This window comes from Actinoplanes sp. NPDC051633 (genome assembly GCF_040681735.1).
GTDB lineage: Bacteria > Actinomycetota > Actinomycetes > Mycobacteriales > Micromonosporaceae > Actinoplanes.
Genome location: NZ_JBFAZH010001085.1, coordinates 1 through 2609, shown reverse-complemented (window position 1 = coordinate 2609; position 2609 = coordinate 1). Strand labels below are relative to the sequence as shown.

2 protein-coding genes are annotated in these 2609 nt (G+C 69.1%); one reads left to right on the top strand and one right to left on the bottom strand.

Annotation, left to right across the window (positions count from 1 at the left end; translation table 11 throughout):
- Positions 1-1378, bottom strand: a 1378-nt coding sequence (locus tag AB0M20_RS37250) for a hypothetical protein (RefSeq protein ID WP_364305472.1), incomplete at its 3' end; no start/stop codon positions are given.
- 163 nt (positions 1379-1541) lie between these two features.
- On the opposite strand from AB0M20_RS37250, the gene AB0M20_RS37245 reads away from it, so the two are divergent.
- Positions 1542-2228 (top strand): hypothetical protein, encoded by a 687-nt coding sequence (locus tag AB0M20_RS37245; protein WP_364305471.1) that lies wholly within the window; start codon positions 1542-1544, stop codon positions 2226-2228.
- Positions 2229-2609 lie beyond the last annotated feature (381 nt).

Here is a 2609-nt window from a genome sequence, read left to right as displayed (position 1 = left end):
CCGGGCACTGCGCGAGGTGCAGTGCCCGGGCCAGTTCCAGCCGCAGCCTGACCACCTCGACCAGCGTCGCGGCCGACCCGGCGATGTGCCGCAGGAGTTCCGGCCGCACCCCGCCGGATCCCGGCAGGATCACCCCGATGCCGCGCCCGCCCAGCTCGACCGGTACGGCACCGGCCGGTTCGACACGGAGGCCCTCGGCGTCGATGTATCCGTCGGTGCCCGGCACCTGGAAGCCGACCCGAAGTGCCGGATCGCGCAGCGCCGTGCGGAGCAGGCTCTCCAGTTGCTCGGGGCGGGCCTGGCCGTCGCGGGTGTCCCGGTTCAGGGCCTCGATCGCGCTGAGCGCCGCCCGCCGCATCGGGTACAGCCGGCGGTCCACGCCCCGCTGGAGTTTGGTGCGCAGGGGTGACAACGCTGCCGCGCACACCGCCGTCGCGGCGGCCGCCGCGATGGTGGAGTCTCGGCCGAGCAGCACGCCGCCGATCGTGGAACTGACCGCAGAGACCCCCACCAGTACGGCGCTGACCAGGCCGTAGGTGACGGTGGCGGCGAGTGCCTTGTCGACGTCGTAGAGGTCATGACGCAGCATCGCGACGGCGGTCGCCACCGGGATGCCGATGAGCCCCGCGATGCCGATGGCGGCGCTCATCCACAGCGGCCGGCCCCACAGCATGATCTCGAGCAGGCAGCCCAGCGGGTAGAGCGGGATCGCCATGCCGGCCAGCGCCAGCCATTTGATCCGCGCCCGCTGCACACCGTCGGAGCGGCGGAACCGCACGATCAGCGATGCCGCGCAGGCCAGCACCAGCACCAGCTCCAGGATGAACGCGACAAGGACCGGCAGTTGGAGCGGCAGGGGCAGCGGAGCCCACGGACGGGGCAGGTTCTGCAGGGGCGCCCGGAACGGTGCCGAATCGAAAGACGTGCCGAGGTGATCGATCGCACCGCAGATGATCAGCGTCGGCGGGATCCACCGCCACCGGCGACTGGGCAGCTTCCCATCCGGGAAGTACAGGAGCAGCAGGGCGACCGTCACGAAGATCCAAGCCGCGCTCTGGTCGGCGAGCGCCGCGAGCCAGTCGAGAGACGGCAGCGTGTCCGGCCGCCGCCGCGCCAGGTACCACCACCCGACTTCCCGGGTCACGGTGAGCGCCACGGTCAGCCCGATCAGGGTCAGCAACAGCCCGATGAGGGCGCCGGTCGAGCGGCGGGCGATGATCACACCCAGGGTTGCCGCGGCGGGTGCGGCGCAGAGGCCGAGGCCGAGACTGACCAGCGCGCCGGTGGACGGGGCCAGGATGGTCAGCACTACCGCGAACCCCAGCAGCGCCCCGGTGAGCAGGGACGTTGCCAGCGCCAGGCGTCGCGGCCAAACCATGCTCGCACTCTACGACGGGACGAGCGCGACCGGCTCCGTACTGGTACGGGCAGACGATCCGAACGGACACCGAGTACTCGACCGGCGCTGGCACCGATGGCCCGCGGCTCACCGATACGTACGTTCAGGTCGTTCCACAACGCGCCCATCGAGGAGGAATCCGATGTCCACCGTCACACCCGCTGCCGCCTCCCTTCCCACAGTCTCCGCCGCTCCGGCCGGTGTCAGCCGCGTGCGGGCGGGGATCGTCTCCGCCTTCCTGGCCCTCGGCGCGGTCGCCGTGGCCGTCGTCGTGCTGTGGCAGCCGTGGGGCGAGCGGGACCACTTGGGCTACGCGGACATCGCACCGCACCGCGACGCCGGTTGGCTCGGCTCGATCATCGACGGTCTCGGCATCGCTGCCATCGGCATCGCGCTCGGCCTGGCCGTGTGCATGCTTGCCCGCACCCGGGGCTCGGCGTTGGCGAACATCGGCGCGGTGCTGACCACGTTCGGCGGCGTCGCGTTCTGCACCGGCGTCGTCTCGTTCGGCTCGTTCGCCTGGTATGCAACCGACATCGGCGCGATCCCGGCCGACTCGGGCGCGGCCCTGATGCGCCACGTGGAGGAGAATCCGGGTCACATGATGGGCCTCCAGATGGCCGGGTTCCTGCTGTTCACGCTGGGCTCGATCCTGCTGATGGCCGCCCTGTGGCGGGCGCGGTCGGTGCCGCGATGGCTGCCGATCGGTTACCTGGTGCTGACGGTCGGAGTGTTCGTGCTCAGCGGTGTCGCGCTCAACATCGTTCAGGCGGTCCAGATGCTGAGCTTGGTGGTCGTCGCGTTCCACGCGCTACGCGTCACGCGGTAGCTGTTGCAGGAAGGTGCCGGCTGAGTGTGGGCCGGCACCTTCTGTCGCGCCTCGAATCCGCTTGCGGGAGTGAAGGTGGCGATGGCGACGGTTGGAACCTCGAGCCGTCGGCGGTTGTCTCCTTGATATGAGAAGGCGGGGCGGGACGACGAGACGCGCGCTGCTGGGTATGGCGGGCGCAGCCGGTGTGTCGGTTCTGGGCGGGTGCACTGAGGACGAACGACCGACCGGATCCAGGCCCGCCGGGCGCACTCACCTGGTCTTCGTGACGACCGAGCATGGAGTGTCGGTAACTTCAGTTGAACGCATAAAACCGATTAAATTCTTTTTAACTTTTGCATACATTTTTAACTTGTTAAAAGCTTTCGACATATATTTTAA

Bases quoted from the DNA above. Each gene is read 5' to 3' on its own strand.
- AB0M20_RS37245 (WP_364305471.1), top strand. From the start codon at position 1,542: ATGTCCACCGTCACACCCGCTGCCGCCTCCCTTCCCACAGTCTCCGCC.